This window comes from Streptomyces sp. NPDC003032 (genome assembly GCF_053591415.1).
Genome location: NZ_JBSFTT010000049.1, coordinates 1 through 17,368, shown reverse-complemented (window position 1 = coordinate 17,368; position 17,368 = coordinate 1). Strand labels below are relative to the sequence as shown.

Here is a 17,368-nt window from a genome sequence, read left to right as displayed (position 1 = left end):
CACCTGACACCTGTACGGAGGCACTCATGCCCGGAACCATCGACGACCTGATCGCCAGCATCGAGGTCGAGCTGGAGGCCGCCCAGAAGCGGCTGAAGAAGTGCGGCGCCGAGGTCCAGCTGATCCTCGACAAAGCACAGCAGGACGGCCGCGCCGCCCTCACCGGCGAAGAGGACCAGCGGGTCACCGAGCTGTTCGCCGCGCGCGACCAGGCCCGCGGCGACATCGGCGGCATCGAAACGAAGCTGGCCAACGCCAACAAGATCAAGACTGAGGAGATGGAGCGGGAGGCCAAGCAGAAGGAGTCCCGCGCCACGGCCACCCAGGCCCGCAAGCCGTCCTACGACCAGGTCGCCCGTGTCGGCCAGGAAGAGCGCACGTACCGCAAGGACCAGGACCCGTTCGGCAAGAGCTTCCTAATGGACGTCTCACGGCAGTTCCTCTACCAGGACGTCGAGGCCTCCCACCGGCTCGCCCAGCACATGCGCGAGGAGCGGGTCGAGCGCGCCGAGTACCTCCAGCGCGCGGTCGGCACGTCGGCCTTCTCAGGCCTGACGGTGCCGCAGTACCTGACCGACATGTATGCCCCGGCCACGGCGAACCTGCGTCCCTTCGCGGACGCCTGCAACCGGCACCCGCTGCCCGAAGCCGGGATGTCGGTGAACATCTCCCGGATCACCACGTCGTCTTCGGCCGCTAACCAGGCAGCCGAGAACGACGCGGTGTCCGAGACGAACATGGACGACACCCTGCTGACCGTGCCGGTGCAGACCGCAGCTGGCCAGCAGACCGTTTCCAGGCAGGCGATCGACCGCGGCACCGGCATCGAGGACGTCACGATGCAGGACCTGTTCAACCGGGTCGCCACCGTCCTGGACTCGACCCTCATCAACCAGGCGACCACCGGTCTGTCGGCCGTCGCGCAGGCCACCGCCTACACCGACGCCACCCCGTCCGGCGCCGAGCTGTACCCGAAGATCCTGGGCGCGGCCGCGGGCGTCGAGGCGAACCTGCTGGCCATGGGCCGCCCGACGCACGCCGTCATGCACTCGCGCCGCTGGTACTGGCTCTCCAGCCAGATGGCGTCGGTCTGGCCGATGATCAACTGGTCGAACATTCCGGTGCAGGCGAGCGGCAAGGCCGACGCCAGCAGTTCCTATGCCTCCGGCCCGCGCGGCGTCCTGCCGTGTGGCCTGGAGGTCATCGTCGACAACAACATCCCCACCGGTCTGGGCGCCGGCACGAACGAGGATGAGCTGTATGTCGTGCCGCAGGCCGAATGCCACCTGTGGGAGGACGCCAACGCGCCCATGTTCATCCGGGCGGAGCAGGCCAAGGCCGCCAACCTGGGCGTCCTGCTCGTCGCCTACTCGTACTACGCCTACACCTTCGGCCGGTACTCGAACGGCATGCAGAAGGTCAGCGGTACCGGCATGGCCACGCCGGCGTTCTGACCGACCCTCGCGCGGTCCGGCCCACCCCCCGGGCCGCGCGCCCCACCACGGCACCAGGGACGGAGGTCCACATGGCGACACTTCAGGCCCTCGGCGGCGACCGGCTGCCGAACGCAGCACGCCTTTCCCAGGCGCAAACCGGCAACGGCGTCTCGACACACATCGTCGATCGCGGCGCGGCCGTTGAGCGGCCCACGCTGCTGGCCATCACCACGGCGGTCGGCGCGACACCAACGTGCACCTACGCGATCGAGGGCAGCGCCGACGGCGTGACCTGGTCCGCCCTCTCCTACGCGGACCCGGCCGCCCCGGACACCTGGGCCACCGCCACGTTCGCGCTCACCACCGCAGGCACCACGCTGAAGATCCTGCGGCCGAACCAGCCGTGGCGCTTTGTGCGGCTGACGTACTCCGCCAACACCAACGTCACGAACACAGCTGATCTGACCGTCTTTTGAGGGAGCCCCGATGGCCAGCGACAACATGATCGCCGCGCTGTTGCGCGAGCGCGACACCTACAAGACCCAGGGCAAGACAGACCGCGTGCGCCAGGTCGACGAGCAGCTGGCGCACTACGGCCACACCCCCGAGGCGGAGGAGCCGCAGGGGCGCACCGCCACCCCGCAGCAGAGCGCCGTCCAGGGCAGGCCGCCCACGAAGAAGACGGCCGAGAAGAAGACCGCGCCCCCGCCCGCGGGGGCGTGAGGGGAGGTGGCCAACGAGTACGGCGAGCTGCCCGCGCTGAAGGAGAAGCTGGGCATCGAGGCCGCCGATGACAGCCGTAACGGTCTGCTGAACTCGGCGCTGGCCGCCGCCTCCCGGGGGATCGACCGGGCGTGCGGCCGCCGTTTTTGGATTGACCCGGCCCCGGTGGCCCGCACGTTCAACCCGCGCGGCCGTGTGGTGCGCGAGCTCGACGGCGACCTCTTCCTGGTCGACGACATCGGCAACGCCACCGGCCTGCTGGTGGAGACCGGCGCGGGCGCCTCCTACACGCCCGTCACCGGCTACGAGGCCAGCCCCGACAACGCTCTGCTGGACGGCAGGCCGATCACGGGCCTGCTGCGCGTGAACGGGACGTGGGGCACGGCCGCCGGCCGCGTGCGGATCACGGCGCGGTTCGGCTGGCCCGGCGTGCCGGATGACATCGCCGAGGCCGCGCTTATCCAGGCCGCCCGCCTGTACAAGCGCAAGGACAGCCCCGAGGGCATCACCGGCTCGGCGGACTGGGGCGTGGTGCGGCTCTCGCGCCGTGACCCGGACGTGTGGGGCCTCATCGAGCCGTTCATCCTTCCCGGCTTCGGATAGGGGGCACCGTGCAGATCTCCCTGATCCGGGACGCCGTCGCCGCCGCTGCGCGCGCGGTCGTCCTGCCCGCCGGTGTGGGGAAGCTGACGTGCACCGGCTATGTGCCGGACTCCGTCGTCGCCCCGTGCTTCTTCGTCGCCGAGGTGGAGGTCACCTACGACAAGACGTTCGGCCGCGGCACCGACGAGCTGAACTTCACCTGCCGGGTCCTGGTGGGCCGCGCCGATGACCGGGCCGCCCAGCGGGTCCTGGACGCCATGCTGTCCGGCTCCGGCCCGGCGTCCTTGAAGGTGGCCATCGAGGCGGCCCGCGGCGCCCCCGGCGTGCTGGCCCTGGGGGGCCTTGCCGACGACCTGCACCTCATGCGCGTGCAGGCCTACCGCTGGTACACGCACCACGACACCACCTTCCTCGGCGCCGAGCTGGCCCTGAAGGTCATCGGAGACGGGAGCACCTGATGCCCAAGTTCGTGCTCACCGACGTGCGGCTGTTCACCGGCGGCGCCGACCTGACCGGCCACTCCAACAAGGTGGAGATCTCCGCCGAGGTCGAGGACAAGGAGACCACCAACTACGCCTCCCAGGGCTGGAAAGAGATCCTCGGCGGCCTCGCCTCGGCCGAGCTCTCCGGCGAGGGGCAGTGGGAGGCCGGCGACCCCGGCAAGGTCGATGACCACTCGTGGGCGTCCCTGGGCGGCCTGGGCCCCTGGTCGATCGGCCCCGCTGGCGCGTCGGTGGGGGGCCTGTCCTACTTCACCAACGCCCTGCGCGCCGACTACAAGCTCGGTGAGGCGGTCGGCGAGGTCGCCCCCTGGACCGGCACCGCCAAGAGCAGCTGGCCGCTGGTGCGCGGGCAGTTCGCCCATCCGCCCGGCACGGCGCGCACCGCGACGGGAACCGGCGCCTCGCTGAACGTGGGGGCCGTGGCGGCGGGCAAGCGGCTGTACGCCTCGCTGCACGTGCTGTCGGTGGCCGGGACCGGGACGCCGGGCATCACCGGCCGCATCGAGTCCGACGACGCGACCGGGTTCTCCTCGCCGACGACGCGGCTGACGTTCTCCAGCGCCTCGGCGGTGGGCGGTCAGATCCTGCGCACGGACGGCACGGCCATCACCGATACCTGGTGGCGGGTGGCATGGACGATCACCGGCACCTCTCCCTCGTTCCTCTTCGTCTCTTCAATCGGGATCTGGTGATCACATGCCCAAGATGGTTCTGCTGGCGGAGTACGTCAGCCTCAACGGCATCGAACTGACCGAGTACTGCCGCAAGGCGGAAGTGTCCGCCGAGGTCGAGGACAAGGACGTCACGACCTACGCCTCCCAGGGCTGGAAAGAACTCCTGGGCGGTCTGAAGTCCGGTGAGCTCGGCCTGGAGTTCCTCCAGGACGTCGCCGCGACAAAGATCGACTCGATCATGTGGCCGCTGCTCGGCACGGTCGTCCCCTTCGAGGTGCGGCTCTCCCAGGCCGCGGTCGGCACCTCCAACCCCAAGTACACCGGCAGCGTGCTCATCAACGGCTGGAACCCCATCGAGGGATCCGTCGGCGATGAGGCGTCCGTCTCGGTCGGCTACCCCACCTCGGGAGCCGTCACCCGGGCCACCGCCTGATGGCCGGGGGCCCGCCGTTCGAACTGCGCTGCACACACGAAGGCCTGGACGCCTTGGCCCGCGCGATCCGCGCCGAGGAGGACGGCAAGGAACTGCGCAAGGAGCTCGCACGGAACCTGCGCGACGCCCTGCGGCCCGGGGCGGAGCACGCCAAAGCCAGCGTCATGGGCATGGTCTCCGCCGGCGGCCTGCCGACCCGCCCGGCCCTGCGCTCCTCGATCGCCCGCAAGATCAGGCCCGAGGTGAAGCTGGGCGGCCGCTGGACGGGCGCCCGCGTGAAGGCATTCAAGACCCGCAACGTGCGCGGCTTTCCCAACGCCCCCAAGCGCACCAACCGCGCCTCCGGCTGGCGCCACCCCGTCTTCGGCGACCGCGAAGTGTGGGTACAGCAGCGCGGCAAACTCGGCTGGTTCGACCGCTCGTTCCAGGGCCGCGAAGGCCTCTACAAGGAGGCGGTCGAGGCCGCCATGCACAACATGGCCCAGCGCATCGCGTCCCGGGTCCGATAGGAGGAACACGGTGTACCTGGTCTACACGCCTGAGGGCTCCGAGGAGCCCCAGCGCTGGAAGTACAACCCCAAGAAGCTGATGACCCCGGAGCGGGAGGACATCGAGCGGCGCACGGGCTACGACTTCGCCGAGTTCACTACCCGCGTACTGAAGGGCAACAGCCTGTGCCGCCGCGCGCTGCTGTACGTCTTCCTGCGCCGCGATCACCCCAAAACCCGGTACGAGGACGTCCAGTTCGCCTGGGACGAGCTGGAGCTGTCCTACTCCGCCGGTGAGCTGCGGGAGATGCGCACACAGGTCGCCGAGTCCCTGCACGGCGATGAGCTGGCCGCCGCCCTCGCGCAGCTGGACAGTGAGATCGCCGAGGCATTCGAGGATCCGGAGGACGAGGGAAAAGCGAGTCTGCCCGTCGCCGGCTAAGGCGGCTGGGCGACGCGGCGCACCTGCTCGGCATCCGGCCCTGGCAGTGGGGCCTGATGACCGTCGAGCAGTGTGACCACATCCTCGACTGGCTCGACGCCTACGAGAAGGCGCAGGACGAGGCGCACTCAAAAGTGAAGAACTGACGATCAGGGAGGTGCCATGAGCGACACCTCCCTGGTGTTCAACCTCGTCGCACGCGACGAGGCATCCCCCGAGCTCGCAGAGCTGCGCGCGAAGCTGGGCGCTGTCGGCACGGCCGCCGGGAAGCTCGCCGGTGTCGGGATCGCTCTGCCCGGCCTGGCGGCGGCCGTGGCGGGCGGTGCCGCCCTCGCCTCAAGTGCGGTGGCCGCCGGTCTCGCGGTGAAGGCCTTCAACGCCGCGGCCGGCCCGCAGCTCGCCGAGGTCACCGAATCGTGGGAGCTGTACAGCGCGGCCCAGGATGCTGCGGCCAAGGGCGGCGAGGCGGCCGTGGAGGCGCAGAAGGCATACGAGGCGTCCCTGGCGGACATGACGCCCGCCACTCGGGACACCGCCAAGGCGTTCATCGGCCTGAAGACGGACTTCGCGTCCTGGTCGGATGAGATGTCGGCCAGCACGATGCCCGTCTTCACCAAGGGCATCGGGATCCTGAGGGATCTGCTGCCCATGCTGACTCCGTTCGTGCAGGCTGCCGCGAAGGCGTTCGGAGGGTTCCTGGACGAGGTGGCCGTCGGCGTGAAGTCCGCGGGCTTCAAGAGCTGGGCCGCGGACATGTCCGCAGCGGCCGGCCCCGCTCTGACGGGCTTCCTGGCCATCGTCAAAAATCTCGCCGTCGGCTTTGCCGGGCTGCTGCAGGCTTTCCTGCCGACCTCGGACGGCATGAGCGGCGGCCTGGTGAAGATGTCCGAGGGCTTCGCCTCCTTCGGGTCCGGCCTGAAGGACTCCGAGGGCTTCGCCCAGTTCCTGAACATGGCCGACCAGGGCGGTGAGACCCTGGCGACGCTCGGCACGGCCGCCGTGAACCTGCTGGTGGCCGTTTCGCCGCTGATCGGCACTACGGCGACGCTGGCGACCGGCCTTGCCCAGCTCATCAACGCCGTACCCACTCCGGTGCTCGCTGCGTTCGCGGCGGCCCTGGTGGGCGCCAAGCTCGGGATGATCGGCTACAACCTCGTGATCGGCATCAACACCGGTCTGACCGCGGTGAACGCCGCAGCCATCCAGGGCAACACCCTGGCCCTGACGGCGTACTACGTGCGCATGGCCGCGGTCCGTACCGGAACCGCTCTGTGGGCCGCGGCGCAGTGGGTCCTCAACAGCGCGATCTGGGCCTCCCCGGTCACGTGGATCATTGTGGGCATCGTCGCGCTGGTTGCCGCGGTGGTGCTCATCGCGACCAAGACGACGTGGTTTCAGACCGCCTGGCGCGTGGCCTGGTCGGGCATCAAATCCGGTCTGTGGTCGGCGTGGACGTTCATGCGTGATCGCGTGTTTTTGCCCATCGGCCGCTTCTTCACCCAGACCATCCCCGGTGCGGCGGGCGTGGTGCGGGAAAGGATCGTCGGCGCCTTCACGTCCGCTGGCTCACAGATCCGTTCCGTGGTCAGCGGGACCATCAGTTCGGTGCGCGGCAAGTTCAACGACTTCGTCGGCTTCTTCGCCACGCTGCCGGGGCGGCTGGCCAAGAAGGCCAGCGGCCTGTTCTCCGGAGTGAGGACCGCGTTCAAGTCGGCGATCAACTGGGTGATCGGGAAGTGGAACAACTTCTCCTTCAGCATCGGCGGCGGCAGCTTCATGGGCGTGGATGTCCCCAAGGTGACCATCGGTACGCCGAACATCCCCTACCTGGCCAAGGGCGGCCTGGTCAACCGGGCCGGTATGGCCATGGTCGGCGAGCGCGGCCCGGAGCTGCTGTCCCTGCCCCGCGGTGCGGGCGTCACCCCCTTGTCACGCGCAGGCGGGGGCGGCGGCACCATCACCGTGCGGATCGATACCAGCGGTGCCTACGACGAACTGCTGCGCCTGTTCCGCAAGATGGTGCGGGTCGAGGGCGGCGGCGACGTCCAGTCCGCCTTCGGCAGAGGGTAGGGGGCGGCCGTGGCATTCCCCCGGGACCCGCTGGTGGTCACCATCGAGCTGCAGCTCGGCGGTGTCTGGGTCGACATCACCTCGGATGTCTACCTGCGCAACCCGATCCAGATCACGTGGGGGCGCCAGGACGAGGCGGCCAAGGCCGACACCAGCAAATGCCCCCTGACGATCAACAACCGGCTGGGCAAGTACAGCCCGAAGAACCCGGGCAGCCCCTACTACGGGCAGCTCGGCCGCAACACGCCCATCCGGATCCGCGTCACCACACCCACCGGCCTGGTCTCCACCCGCTTCGACGGCCACGTCTCCAGCTGGCCGACCCGCTGGGACGTCTCCGGCAAGGACGTCTACACCGGCGTGCAGGCCAACGGGATCACCCGGCGTCTGAAGCAGGGCACGCCATCCGCCCGCGACAGCCTGCGGCGCCACATCGACCGCCACAGTCCCCTGGCGCACTGGCCGCTCACCGACGGCGAGGACGCCCGCCACGGCACCGAAGTCGTGCAGGGCAGCCAGCCGATGCGGGCGATCGGCGAAGCCGGGTCCTTCTACCAGGGCCAGCCGGCGTGGGGGAAAGGCTCCCTGGCGCCGTGGCTGGAGCCGGTGGTGGAACTGCCCGACGAGACGATCGGGCGCATCACCGCCTACGTCCCGCCGCGCGCGCTCCTGGCCTGGTCGGTGGATCACGTGTTCTCCGGGGGCGGCCTGGGCTACGCCAACAGCTTCGAAATCTGGGACAACGGCCCCCGCCTCGACTCCGACAACCAGATCCAGTGGACGATCACCACGAACGTCACGGCCAATGCCATCCGGCTGATGGTCACCAGCCGGGGCGAGACGGCGGCCAGCACCGCGTTCCTCGCCAACGTCGCCCCGGCCGACCTGATGAACGACGCCATGCACCAGATCCGCCTCACCACCTCCGATGACGGCGCCGGCGGCATCGACTGGGAGCTGTACTACGACGGCGCCCTGGCGGCCAGCGGCACCTACGCGGTGAAGCACCGGGCCATCCGCACCGTCAACTACCGGTGGGGCACGGTCGATGGCGGCGGCGTCACCACCAACGCGATGGGTCTGGGCCACATCACCTACTGGGGCCCCAGCCCGCCCTCCGCAGCCGACACCTGGCGCGCGGCCAAGGGCTACGACCGCGAGCTGGCCGGGCGGCGCATCGAGCGGCTGTGTGCCGAACAGAACGTGCCCCTGCAGGTCGTCGGGAACCTCGACCAGACGCCACAGATGGGCCCCCAGCGGCCCGGCGCATTCCTGGACCTGCTGCAGAGCGCGGCCGACGTGGACGGCGGCGTCATCTACGAATCCCGGGACGCCGCCGGGCTCGCCTACCGGACGCAGAAATCGAAGTACAACCAAGGGATGTGAGCCATGGCGCTGAACGTGTCCTCGGTGTGGACCGGCGCGTCCACCGCCACCACCGCCCAGCTCAAGGCCCGGCTGACGGCCGCCGGTTCCGGGACGCTGCTGGTCGCCGACAACGAGGCCATGACCGCACCCGCCACCTTCGGGCCGGTCGCCTCCGGCGCCGACAACGTCCTGACGTTCAACATGAGCGGCCTGTCATCGAACACCCGGTACTGGGCTGTTGTCGATGACGGAGACCTCAACATCAGCTTCAAAGCGCACTTCCTCACCCACCCCGGCCCCGCCGGCGAGCCCCTCTCGTACATTTTCGGCGCGGCCGGTGACGCGGGCCTGACCGGCGACGGCTACGACGGGGACATCACCAACGCCGTCAGCAACAGCCCCGTCTTCGACACCATGCGCGTCCAGGGCGACGCCGAGCAGTGGCTGTGGTTCTCCCACCTCGGAGACCTGCACTACCGCAACATCGCAACCAACTCCGTCGCCGCGTTCCGCACCGCCTACTTCGAGAACATGAACTACGGCCCGGTCGTGGGCAACTTCCGCCAGTCGGATTTCTTCCGCTCCGTGGCCTCCACCTACGTGTGGGACGACCACGACTTCGGGCCCAACAACAGCGACCGCACCAGCGCCTCCAGGCCCGCCGCGCAGCAGGTGTACCGCGAGTGGGTGCCGCACTACCCGCTCGCCGACGCCGCGGGCATCTGGCAGTCCTGGCAGGTGGGCCGCGTCCTGTACATCGCCTCCGATGTGCGCTCCTACCGCGACCCCAACGGTGACCCCGTCACCCCCGCCAAGACGATGCTCGGCTCGGCACAGAAGGCGTGGATGGAGGCCCTGCTCGCCTCGACCTCCGCCGAGGCGCTGGTGTGGCAGTGTCCCTCGCGCTGGCTGGGCGGCTCGGACACGTGGGAGTCATTCGCCTACGAGCGCGCCGAGATGGTGCAGCTCTTCGGTGACCTGGGCTGGCTGGACCGCATGATCTTCATGACGGCGGACATGCACGCCACCTCGATCTGCTCCGGACCGAACAACCCCGTCGGCCGCTTCCCGATGTTCATGTTCGCCTCCCTGGATGCGGGCTCCTGGTCCACGGGGGCCGAGTACGACATCGGATCGGTGGCAGGGCGGCGCCAGTACGGCACGATGCGCGTGCAGGACAACGGGCACACCATCGCCCTGACCGGCACCGGCTACAAGGACGGCGCCGTCCTGATGAGCCACACCGCCTACGTGCACGTCGGCTCGCCGGTACTCGCCCTCAGCTACACCGCCGGGCACGTCTCCCCGCCCCTGGAGCCCACCGACGACGACCAGGGCCTGCGTAACGATGTCACCGCCAAGCGCGAGGACGGCGGGGAGGCGCACTACGCCAAGCAGACTGGGCCGCTCAACATCAACGACCCGGCCGTAGACCCCGACGGTGTCGGCGTCTACGACGAGGGCGTCACCGTCAACGTCGCCCGTGACGAGCAGCTCGCCGACCAGGCCGGGTGGCGCGTCCATCTCGGCACCGTCGATGAGGCCCGCTATCCGCTCGTTCACATCGACCTGGCCGCCAACCCGGACCTGGCCGACCAGGTGGCCGGGCTCAGCCTCGGAGACCGGCTGACCATCGCCAACCCCCCGCCGTGGCTGCCCCCCGACCAGATCCAGCTCATCGCCGAGGGCGGCACCGAGACGATCGGGCTCTACGACTGGAATGTCGAGCTGAACGCCTCTCCGGGCTCGACCTGGAACGTCGCGCAGCTGCCCCCGGGGGATGCCTCGACCGCGGGCCCCAACCGGCCCAACCGGCTGGACACCAGCGGCTCACACCTGGTGTCCGCCATCACCAACGCCGCCACCGAGCTGCTCGTCCACACCCCGCCCGAGGGCCGGTTCACCCGGGCGCCATGGATCATCTCCACCGGACCCGCCGGGGCCCCCGCACTGCAGCCAGCACACTTCCCCTTCGACGTGCGCCTGGGCGGGGAGATCGCCCGCGTGAGCGCGTGCGCCCCGGCGGCGTGGGATGCGTTCACCCGCACCACCGCCAACGGGTGGGGCAGCTCGACTGCGGGACAGGCATGGACGTCCACGGGCGGCAGTACCTCCGACTACTCCACCAACGGCAGCGTCGGCCTGCACTCCATGGGCAGCCTCAACGTCTCCCGCAGCACGATGCTCACCGCGCCGTCCCCGGACCTCGACGTGCGGGTGGAGGGCTCCACGCCCGTCCTGGCCGCCGGCGGCGCGCAGTATCTGCACCTGGCCGCGCGCTGGCTGGACGGCAGCAACCACTACGCCGCCCGTCTGGGGTTCACAACCTCTCAGACCTTGGAGCTGGTCCTCCAGAAGCGGGTCGGCGGCACGCTGACCGACCTGGTCACGGTGACCGTGCCCGGCAAGCACACCGCGGCCGCCTTCTACACCATCCGCTTCCAGCTCGATGGCTCCACACTGCGCGCCAAGGCCTGGCCGCGGGGCCTGGCCGAGCCCGACGGCTGGCACGTGGAAGCCGCGGACGCGGTCCTGACGGCCGCCGGATCGGTCGGCGTGCGCACCATCCTGTCGCCGGCGAACACCAACCCCCTGCCCCTGGCCGTGTCCTACGACAACTTCGAGATCACCACCCCCCAGCGCATGACCGTGCAGCGCAGCATCAACACCGTCACCAAAGCGCAGACGGCCCACACCGCCGTGTTGCTCGCCCAGCCCGCTGTCGTCGCGCTCTAGGAGGCCCCGTGTCGATCCCCCAGTGGTTTGCCGGGCAGGCGATGACCGCCGACGGCATGAACGCCCGCAACCCGCGCCTGGTCCAGCAGGAGAACGACCAGATCGTCACCAGCTCCACCACGCTGGTCAACTCCGAGATCACGTTCACCCCAGAGCCCAACGCGATGTACTGGTACGAGCTGCTGATCTCCTACTCGGCGATCGCCGCCGCCGACTTCAAATGGTCATGGAACGCCGCCGGCGCCACGATGTGCTCCTTCACCGCCGCCTACGCCGCCACCGCGGGCACCACGAGCCTCAACCTCGGCTCCGACATCATCCTGCGCCGACCGGCGAACACGACGACGAGGATCGCGGGAGGCACCGACGCCACCTCCCCGCCGGGCAACTTCCACTCCGCCTACGACCGGGGAACGTTCGCGACGGACGGCACCATCAGCACGGTGACCATGCAGTTCTCGCAGAACACCAGCGACGCCGGACAGACCATCCTGCGCGGCGGCAACCAGACCCGGCTGATGTATTACCGCATCGCCTGACCGCTCCCTCTTTCTCACCCGCCCCGAGCCTCCTGGCCGGGGCTTTTCTCATGTCCTGGAGGGCTCATGGCTGAGTACCACCCCGCGGTGCGCAACGTGCTGCGGTACTTCGACAGCACCCACCTGCCCGCACACCTGGCCGCGGTCGCCGACTGCTTCGAGGACCTGGCGGTCGACCTCGCTGCACGCAGCGACTTGGACGGCCCCGAGCTGACCGTGGCGCTGCGCAAGCTGCTTGAGGCCAAGGACGCAGCCGTGCGGGCTGCCCTCCCTGAAGGGCAGAGCCGATGAAGAGCGGACCGCAGCGGTATCCCGGCGCGATGACCGGCGCCCACTGGTATCAGGACAACGTGGGCGGCTCGGCGATGGAGTCGAACGTCGGCGTCCTCCACACCACCGAGGGCCGGACGGTGCCCGGCTACCGGGGCGGCCTGGACGCCCCGAACTTCACCGCCCTGCCGGACATCAAGAACCGGCGGCTGCGCTGGTACCAGCACTTCGACTTCGACGTGTCCTCGCGCGCGCTGGTGAACGCGCGTGGCGGAGTGGAGACCAACACCCTCAACGCCGTACAGGTCGAGCTGGTCGGCACGTGCGACGAGCGGAACGCCACGACATGGGCCGGGAAGAAGGCCGGCGTCGACTACCTGTTCTGGCCGGACGCCCCGGACTGGGCGCTCGCCGAGCTGGGCAAGTTCGTGCGCTGGTGCCACGCCAAGCACGGTATCCCCATGCAGTCGACGGTGAAGTGGAAGCCCTACAAGAAGGGCCAGGTCGGCGGCAGCTACGGCGCGAACGGGGTACGCCTGAGCGGCGCGGCGTGGACGCGGTACTACGGGTGGCTCGGCCACCAGCACGTCCCGGAGAACTCTCACGGTGACCCTGGTGATATCGACTTCGCCCGGGTCCTGGAGCACGCCGAGGGCGTGACGGCCAGCACCTACACCGTCCGCAAGGGCGACACCCTCTGGTCCATCGCTGCCAGCCAGCTCGGCGACGGCAACCGCTGGCGCCAGATCGCCGACCTCAACGACCTCAAGAACCCCGACGACATCCGCGTCGGCCAGACCCTCAAGCTCCCCAAGAAGTGAGGACCCCCATGCGTATCTCCAGCTTCGCCAAGTCCCTCGTCGCCGGTGTCGCCGCGGGCTCCGCTGCCGCCGTCGCCGCCACACAGGACGGCGCACTCGTCACCGGCGAGATCGTCACGATCGTCCTCGCCGTCCTCGGCGCGTGGGGCATCACCTACGCCGTGCCCAACAAGCCGAGCAGCACAGGCCCGGTCGGGTCCGGCCCCATCTCGATCTGACCTGACTGGAGGCCGCACACGTGGCTGACGAGCAGTGGACAACCGGGGAAGTCGTCCGCCGCCTGGAGGATGTCCGCCAGGACCTGAAGGAGGACATCCACGGAGTCGTCGCGCTCGTCAACCAGAAGGTGGACGGCGAGATCCTGCGCATGGGCCAGGAGGCGCAGGACGAGCGGCACACCACCCTCGTCTCCCGCGTCGTCAAGCTGGAGGAGCAGATCGCCGAGAAAGAGCGTCAGCGGGTGGCCGACCGGCGTCTGATCTTCTTCTCGCTGATCGTGCCCGTGCTCCTCCTCGCCATCCAGCTGTACAACACGAACCGGGGAGCGACCTGATGAGCGCGCACCGGCCTCCGCGCCGTGACCCGATCGTGTTGCTGCTCGGCACGCTGCTTGCGCTTCTCGTCGCGTACATCTGGTGGCAGACCTCTCAGCTGTCCCATGATCTGCGCACCGCCAACTCGGCGCGGGATGCTCTGGCGTCGCAGGTTGAGCGGCTTGGGGGGAAGCCTGTCGCTGGGCCACCGGGAAGCCGCGGCGAGTCGATCACCGGTCCGCGCGGGCCCAAGGGCGAACGGGGCGAGCCGGGCAAGGACGGCGCCTCGGGGAAGCCGGGCAAGGGCGGTGAGGACGGTAAGGGCGGCGCCTCGGGGGACGATGGCGCGGACGGCGTGGGAAAGCCCGGAGCCGATGGCGACCCGGGCGCGGACGGCGCCGCAGGCCCACCGGGACCGCAAGGTGAGCCGGGCCCGGCAGGACCCGAAGGGCCCGCGGGGAAAGACGGCGCCAACGGAAAGGACGGGACGGACGGGCAGACCTGCCCCAGCGGCTACTCGCTCCAGGCGCCGGCCGACGATCCGGACGCGCTCGTGTGCCGCCGCGACGGGGCGCCCGACCCGGAGCCCGACGACAGACCGGCGCCGCAGGCCGCCCTCGATCCGACCCGCCGCCAATATCCGTGACACAGCCCCCCTTCCGCCTTCGGGCGGAAGGGGGCTTTCCCCATGCCCGAACGCTTCACGGAGAGTGACGGGGTCTTGACGAGGTGCCCCGACAGGCTGAAGGTGCGTGCAACAACGTGGAATCCGCTCGACAGAGGAGAGCGCCGTGTCCCTACAGTTCTTGGGGATCATCCCGAACACCCCCACAGACGAATCCCCAACCATCTGGCTCCATAAGGAAACTGGCGATCTCTTGATCCAGTCGTACAAGGCGACAGAGGAAGAGGTCCGGGAGTGCCAGGAGATCGGGTCGATCCCTGGACACTCAACAGACGTGCCGGACCACGAAACGATCATCCGGTTGCCCGCGGCCATGCTGAAGTACATCCCACGCCCAGACGACGACGGAGAGGCAGCAAGTGCAGCCACCAGCTCGTAGCGCCCTGGCGCGAGCCCAACGAACCGCGGCGCACCTGGAGTTGCGCGACAGCTACATGCTCGACGACCCCGAGTTCATCGCCTGGCAGCAGGGCAAGCGGCTCGACCCCGGCGACCGGGCAAGCTGGTGGGGAGGCTGGCACGATGCCGTCACCGAAGCGACCTCCCGCGGCGTGACGGTCCGCAGGGCACGCATCGTGTCCGAGCCGATCAGCGACTACGCGCGGTACGAATACGACCTGACGTTCACCAACCTGGCCGCCGGCGAGGACGTGCGTTGGCTCCCCCGCCGTCGTGCCAAGGACCTGCTGCTCCCCGGCACGGACTTCTGGGTATTCGACGACGAGACTGTGCTGTTCCACCACTTCACTGGGGACGGTCACCTCGCCCAGGACGGCCGCGAATACGTTTCGGACCCGTCGCTCGCCAAGGCATGTGCGGATGCCTTCGCAGCCGTCTGGCGCCGGGCCACCCCCCACAATCAGTACCGCCCCGCCTGACCCCGCATACCTCCATGGCCGCATCGGCATCGTCCAGCGCCCAGAAGGCCCGGAAGGATCTCGCCGATCAGCTCGCCGAAATCCTCCGGGACTCCGAGCTGACCGGCGCAGCCCTCGCCACCGTGCTGGGCTGGTACCCCTCCAAGGTCTCTCGCCTCAAGAACGGCACGACTACACCGTCCGCAGAGGACATCCGGGCATGGTGCAGGGCCTGCGGCGTCCCGGAGCGAGCAAAAGGCCTCGTTGAATCGCTGCGCGCCGTCGAGGGCATGTTCGTGGAATGGCACCGCATGGAGCGCGAGGGCCTCCGCCAGGCGCAGGAAGCCGTCCGGCCGCTCTTCGAGCGCACATCTCGCTTCCGGGCCTACTCCTCGTGGTTCGTCCCCGGCTTGATCCAGAGCCGCGCCTATACGACGGCGGTACTGCGTGCCGTTCAGCAGCGCCGCGTGATCGTGGACGACGTCGACGCGGCGGTTGAAGCGCGGATGAGACGCCAGCAGGTGCTGTATAGCACCGGGCGCACCTTCGCATTTCTGGTCGAAGAGTCTGTCCTCCGCTCGGGGATGGGCGGCCGCGACGTCATGGCGGGCCAACTGGGACAGCTGATCACGGTTGGCTCGCTGCCGAATGTCAGCCTCGGCGTCATCCCGATGAGCCCAGACCGGACGCGGATGCCAGTCGAGGGCTTCTGGATCTACGACTCCGCCCAGGTGAACATCGAGTTGGTGACCGGCTATCTGACGATCAAGCAGAGCGCCGAGGTGGCGGTGTACGCGGAAACCTTCGGGGAGTTGGCCGACCTCGCCGTGTACGGGGCGGAGGCTCGCAGCTTGCTTGCGAAGGCGATCCAGGCCCTGGGCTGAATCTCGTGGAATCTCGTAGAACTTTCTGGAACCCGCTGGATGGCCGCGCCTACGTTCCGTAGCAGCGGCCCGCCGCTCGACCACACACCCCTCCTCGCGGCCGAGCCCCTCTCCAGCGGAGGTACGCATGTCAATCACGCATCCCACAGAACAGCCCTCGCTGCCCATTCAGCTGCCCGACCCGGCCGGGCTCGCCGAGGACCAGGTGTGCGGCCGGCGCTGCGTCTGGTGTGCGGCCTCCCTCAACACGGCCATCGCCGTCGACCTCGGCGCGCGGGACGTGGACGCGCACGGCAGCGGAGCACGCTGGTTCCCCCGCTGCTGCCGCTCCTGCGGTCACACGCACATCTACCGGGCGCTGCTCGACCACACGCAGAGCTGTGAGCAGTGCGCCGACGACCTCACCCGCTGCCCCGACGGCACGGCGCTCCGCATGGCCATGCGGATGGTGCGCTGATGAGCGAGGGCGTCCGGTACTGCTGGCGCTGCGACGCGCCGATCACCAAGGAGTGGCCGGGCACTTCCGTCGTGAAGGTCTCCATGTCGGCCGGCGGCGCCGTCATCTGGATCCACAAGGAGTGCCCGAAGCCACCCGCCTTCGTGATCCGTATCCCTCGGTAGACCCCCGGTGCGGCCCTGGGGAGGGTCGCACCGGGACAGGGCGGCCCGCCCGTCGCCGACCCCGGGGGCGGGCCGCCCATCACCTGATCTTCGAGCAGAGAAGGAAGGGCTCGACCGTGCCGGAACCCCGCCCCTCGCAGAGCGACCCCGCAGTGCCGCCGCCGGCTCTCGTGCCGTGCGGGCCGTGCCTGTGGCAGCTCCTCACCGCGGACGCAGCAGGCCCGCACGCCTGCACTCAAGGCACATCCCTCGGCATCGCCGGCGGGTTCCTCTACCTCGTACCCGAGGAAGCGTGCCCGTGCGTCTGCCAGCGTCAGCCGGAGAGCGAAGCGCTGAAGGCGGCCCGTGCAGAGGCCCGCGGCGAGACCGCGGGCTAGCTGCCCCGGACTCCCGCCGCCAGCTTGGAGAGGTCGGGCGGCGGGCGAGAGGGCGGCTGTCCTGAGGCCTCCCAGGGCAGCCGCCCGAAACGAGAAGGCCCCGGCCGGGCAGATACCCGGCCGGGGCCTTCTCATGATCGTCAGCCTTTGGGGCCAGCAGGGGGCCAGCTAATGATCTCCGGCGTGTCGCTGCAAAGAGAGCGACTGCCGCGGGCGCACAGTTGACGCAGGTGGAATCGTTCCTGCGCCCTGACGCCGTGGTGGGGCGGGTGGGACTCGAACCCACGGCCGACGGATTATGAGTC

The 17,368-nt window shown here is 69.5% G+C and carries 25 protein-coding genes; all 25 read left to right on the top strand.

Going from position 1 to position 17,368, the window contains the following annotated elements; translation table 11 throughout:
- Positions 1–26: 26 nt before the first annotated feature.
- Positions 27–1,454: a phage major capsid protein gene (locus ACWDZ7_RS37800; RefSeq protein WP_451803285.1), complete on the top strand. Its 1,428-nt coding sequence runs from the start codon at positions 27–29 to the stop codon at positions 1,452–1,454.
- Between the two features lie 71 nt (positions 1,455–1,525).
- Positions 1,526–1,912 (top strand): hypothetical protein, encoded by a 387-nt coding sequence (locus tag ACWDZ7_RS37795; protein WP_451803284.1) that lies wholly within the window; start codon positions 1,526–1,528, stop codon positions 1,910–1,912.
- Between the two features lie 10 nt (positions 1,913–1,922).
- The gene (locus tag ACWDZ7_RS37790) at positions 1,923–2,159 is read left to right on the top strand and encodes a hypothetical protein (protein ID WP_451803283.1); all 237 of its coding nucleotides are present in this window, start codon (positions 1,923–1,925) and stop codon (positions 2,157–2,159) included.
- A gap of 6 nt (positions 2,160–2,165) precedes the next feature.
- Positions 2,166–2,762 (top strand): phage gp6-like head-tail connector protein, encoded by a 597-nt coding sequence (locus ACWDZ7_RS37785; protein ID WP_451803282.1) that lies wholly within the window; start codon positions 2,166–2,168, stop codon positions 2,760–2,762.
- Between the two features lie 8 nt (positions 2,763–2,770).
- Positions 2,771–3,220 (top strand): hypothetical protein, encoded by a 450-nt coding sequence (locus ACWDZ7_RS37780; RefSeq protein ID WP_451803281.1) that lies wholly within the window; start codon positions 2,771–2,773, stop codon positions 3,218–3,220.
- The gene (locus ACWDZ7_RS37775; protein ID WP_451803280.1) at positions 3,220–3,957 is read left to right on the top strand and encodes a hypothetical protein; all 738 of its coding nucleotides are present in this window, start codon (positions 3,220–3,222) and stop codon (positions 3,955–3,957) included. Before ACWDZ7_RS37780 ends, ACWDZ7_RS37775 begins: the two co-directional genes overlap by 1 nt.
- A 4-nt stretch (positions 3,958–3,961) precedes the next feature.
- Positions 3,962–4,372, top strand: a complete 411-nt coding sequence (locus ACWDZ7_RS37770; RefSeq protein WP_451803279.1) for a hypothetical protein — start codon at positions 3,962–3,964, stop codon at positions 4,370–4,372.
- Complete coding sequence (locus tag ACWDZ7_RS37765) at positions 4,372–4,881, top strand: hypothetical protein (RefSeq protein WP_451803278.1); 510 nt, start codon at positions 4,372–4,374, stop codon at positions 4,879–4,881. The genes ACWDZ7_RS37770 and ACWDZ7_RS37765 overlap by 1 nt, the downstream gene beginning before the upstream one ends.
- A gap of 10 nt (positions 4,882–4,891) precedes the next feature.
- Entirely contained in the window at positions 4,892–5,302 is a 411-nt protein-coding gene (locus ACWDZ7_RS37760) for a hypothetical protein (RefSeq protein ID WP_451803277.1), read from the top strand.
- Positions 5,251–5,448 (top strand): DUF2949 domain-containing protein, encoded by a 198-nt coding sequence (locus ACWDZ7_RS37755; protein WP_451803324.1) that lies wholly within the window; start codon positions 5,251–5,253, stop codon positions 5,446–5,448. The genes ACWDZ7_RS37760 and ACWDZ7_RS37755 overlap by 52 nt, the downstream gene beginning before the upstream one ends.
- Before the next feature lie 16 nt (positions 5,449–5,464).
- Entirely contained in the window at positions 5,465–7,372 is a 1,908-nt protein-coding gene (locus ACWDZ7_RS37750) for a hypothetical protein (RefSeq protein ID WP_451803276.1), read from the top strand.
- A 9-nt stretch (positions 7,373–7,381) separates the two neighbouring features.
- A complete protein-coding gene (locus tag ACWDZ7_RS37745) occupies positions 7,382–8,758 on the top strand; it encodes a hypothetical protein (RefSeq protein WP_451803275.1) in 1,377 nt (458 codons plus the stop codon).
- Positions 8,759–8,761: 3 nt separating this feature from the next.
- Positions 8,762–11,476, top strand: coding sequence for an alkaline phosphatase D family protein (locus ACWDZ7_RS37740; protein ID WP_451803274.1), 2,715 nt, complete (start codon positions 8,762–8,764; stop codon positions 11,474–11,476).
- Positions 11,477–11,484: 8 nt separating this feature from the next.
- Entirely contained in the window at positions 11,485–12,015 is a 531-nt protein-coding gene (locus tag ACWDZ7_RS37735) for a hypothetical protein (protein ID WP_451803273.1), read from the top strand.
- 66 nt (positions 12,016–12,081) lie between these two features.
- The gene (locus tag ACWDZ7_RS37730) at positions 12,082–12,306 is read left to right on the top strand and encodes a hypothetical protein (RefSeq protein WP_451803272.1); all 225 of its coding nucleotides are present in this window, start codon (positions 12,082–12,084) and stop codon (positions 12,304–12,306) included.
- A complete protein-coding gene (locus tag ACWDZ7_RS37725) occupies positions 12,303–13,106 on the top strand; it encodes a LysM peptidoglycan-binding domain-containing protein (protein ID WP_451803271.1) in 804 nt (267 codons plus the stop codon). The genes ACWDZ7_RS37730 and ACWDZ7_RS37725 overlap by 4 nt, the downstream gene beginning before the upstream one ends.
- Positions 13,107–13,114: 8 nt before the next feature.
- Positions 13,115–13,324, top strand: a complete 210-nt coding sequence (locus ACWDZ7_RS37720; RefSeq protein ID WP_451803270.1) for a hypothetical protein — start codon at positions 13,115–13,117, stop codon at positions 13,322–13,324.
- A 20-nt stretch (positions 13,325–13,344) separates the two neighbouring features.
- Positions 13,345–13,659, top strand: coding sequence for a hypothetical protein (locus ACWDZ7_RS37715; protein WP_451803269.1), 315 nt, complete (start codon positions 13,345–13,347; stop codon positions 13,657–13,659).
- Positions 13,659–14,285, top strand: a complete 627-nt coding sequence (locus tag ACWDZ7_RS37710) for a collagen-like protein (RefSeq protein ID WP_451803268.1) — start codon at positions 13,659–13,661, stop codon at positions 14,283–14,285. The genes ACWDZ7_RS37715 and ACWDZ7_RS37710 overlap by 1 nt, the downstream gene beginning before the upstream one ends.
- 145 nt (positions 14,286–14,430) lie before the next feature.
- Complete coding sequence (locus ACWDZ7_RS37705; protein ID WP_451803267.1) at positions 14,431–14,703, top strand: hypothetical protein; 273 nt, start codon at positions 14,431–14,433, stop codon at positions 14,701–14,703.
- A complete protein-coding gene (locus ACWDZ7_RS37700) occupies positions 14,684–15,202 on the top strand; it encodes a DUF6879 family protein (RefSeq protein ID WP_451803266.1) in 519 nt (172 codons plus the stop codon). Before ACWDZ7_RS37705 ends, ACWDZ7_RS37700 begins: the two co-directional genes overlap by 20 nt.
- Positions 15,203–15,216: 14 nt before the next feature.
- The gene (locus tag ACWDZ7_RS37695; protein WP_451803265.1) at positions 15,217–16,065 is read left to right on the top strand and encodes a helix-turn-helix domain-containing protein; all 849 of its coding nucleotides are present in this window, start codon (positions 15,217–15,219) and stop codon (positions 16,063–16,065) included.
- A 127-nt stretch (positions 16,066–16,192) separates the two neighbouring features.
- Positions 16,193–16,522 carry a hypothetical protein gene (locus tag ACWDZ7_RS37690; protein ID WP_451803264.1) on the top strand — a complete coding sequence of 110 codons (330 nt, stop codon included), beginning with the start codon at positions 16,193–16,195 and terminating at the stop codon, positions 16,520–16,522.
- The gene (locus ACWDZ7_RS37685; protein WP_451803263.1) at positions 16,522–16,686 is read left to right on the top strand and encodes a hypothetical protein; all 165 of its coding nucleotides are present in this window, start codon (positions 16,522–16,524) and stop codon (positions 16,684–16,686) included. Before ACWDZ7_RS37690 ends, ACWDZ7_RS37685 begins: the two co-directional genes overlap by 1 nt.
- 116 nt (positions 16,687–16,802) lie before the next feature.
- Positions 16,803–17,063 carry a hypothetical protein gene (locus tag ACWDZ7_RS37680; RefSeq protein ID WP_451803262.1) on the top strand — a complete coding sequence of 87 codons (261 nt, stop codon included), beginning with the start codon at positions 16,803–16,805 and terminating at the stop codon, positions 17,061–17,063.
- The last annotated feature ends 305 nt before the right edge of the window (positions 17,064–17,368 follow it).